The organism is Aquimarina algiphila, assembly GCF_007489275.1.
GTDB classification, from domain to species: Bacteria; Bacteroidota; Bacteroidia; order Flavobacteriales; family Flavobacteriaceae; genus Aquimarina; species Aquimarina algiphila.
Genome location: NZ_VLNR01000159.1, coordinates 1 through 1,546 on the forward strand (window position 1 = coordinate 1; position 1,546 = coordinate 1,546).

General features: G+C 29.0%; 2 protein-coding genes. Both read left to right on the plus strand.

Annotated elements, in window-relative coordinates; translation table 11 throughout:
• Positions 1–158 precede the first annotated feature (158 nt).
• On the plus strand, positions 159–689 hold the full coding sequence (locus tag FOF46_RS30770; RefSeq protein ID WP_143919241.1) for a hypothetical protein: 531 nt from the start codon (positions 159–161) through the stop codon (positions 687–689).
• A complete protein-coding gene (locus FOF46_RS30775) occupies positions 686–1,357 on the plus strand; it encodes a hypothetical protein (protein ID WP_143919242.1) in 672 nt (223 codons plus the stop codon). Before FOF46_RS30770 ends, FOF46_RS30775 begins: the two co-directional genes overlap by 4 nt.
• The last annotated feature ends 189 nt before the right edge of the window (positions 1,358–1,546 follow it).

Here is a 1,546-nt window from a genome sequence, read left to right on the forward strand (position 1 = left end):
TGAAAGAAAAGCTAAAAGAAAAAGGAATAAAAAAGTGGGACTACGGAATGAATATTTAAAAACGTGCCACAACAATTTGTATATTGCATATGCCGCCTTCGGCAGGCAAACGCAACATACAAAAGACGTTAGACACAAGAAATTAAAAACAATTTAATATGGAACTAAAAGAAGAAAAAATTATCACTAATTTAAATATTGACGAAAACAATAGTGCTGACAAAGTATTACTTGAGGCTTCAAACAAAATCATTGAGAAGATTCAAGAAAGATTTGCAAACAGTTATGAGATTGTTTCTGAAGAGTTTAAATCCCCAGACAAAGATTGGTCACGTGAAATTAAAGTTAGTAGAGGGAATAAAGTTGGAAGTGTAATAGATCTTAATTGGACAAAAGATATGCCAACAAAATTAGAAATTGATGTCACAAAATCTTCTAAAATTGGCAGAATACTTATTTATACTATTGGTATTTCTTTTTTATTATTAGGTGCGTATATGGGTATGAATGATATAGAACCTTTAGCCTTTTTACCTGGTTATAAATTAGCTGCTGGCTTAGGAGGACTAATAGCTCTAATTCCAGCTGCGATTCTCATATTTATTTTACAAAAAATGATTATTACAAAAAAAGACAATGAAGAATCAAATAAATTGGTTCAGGATATTCAAAAAGAAATAATGGGATGAGAAAAGGACTAAAAATAGGGTGCTTTTCTATAAGCATATTGCTATTAGTAGCTATTATTTTGGGTATTATAGCTGATAAAAGTGATGGCCCCAGACAATCTTTTTATTTTTTAAACACAAGTGACGCTACAAAATCAGTCACGTTTGAATGGATTGAAAAAGATGGTGAATTATCAAAAACATGGTATGTTGATGAAGTAGTCAAGCCAAACGAAAGTATTATTAAGCGAATTCCTGAGGGGCACTATAGAATTCAGGTATGGGATCAAAATGATACAATTTATAAGGAAACGAAATTTAAGTTTGCCTTAAAAAATCCTGATGAATCTAATTATGAATTATATAGATTTGATTTAGCAATGGATAAAGATTTTGTGCTAGTTAATTTAAATGCGCTTTATAGTGGAGGTAGTTTTGCTGAACATATGTCAAATGCAGTTGGAACAAATTTTAATCAATTAAAAATAGAGCAAGTTTATAAAGATAATATCCCTTTTTTAATTTCTAATCAATATACAGATCGTACTTTCATTGATATAGATGATGACTTACCATCAAAAGTAAAATATGGAGAAATAGTTTATGGTCTATTTTATTTACCAAGTAATTTAAAGGACTCTTTATTCTCTTCTTTACTCTATGAAAAAGTGATTTCTAAAACTAAATAATATTTTTTACCTGTGTCTAACAAAAAATAAACACCATTAAAACGTGTGTTTATTTAGACCGTTGTAGCACATAGGAAAAATTAAATGGGAATATTCAATAAAAAGAAAAGATGGGGAAACTTTAATGGTAACATTAATATATATGATGACTTAAAGCCTTCAGATATTCCTGAACTAATTGAAGAAAAA

Bases quoted from the DNA above. Each gene is read 5' to 3' on its own strand.
- FOF46_RS30770 (WP_143919241.1), top strand. From the start codon at position 159: ATGGAACTAAAAGAAGAAAAAATTATCACTAATTTAAATATTGACGAA.
- FOF46_RS30775 (WP_143919242.1), top strand. From the start codon at position 686: ATGAGAAAAGGACTAAAAATAGGGTGCTTTTCTATAAGCATATTGCTA.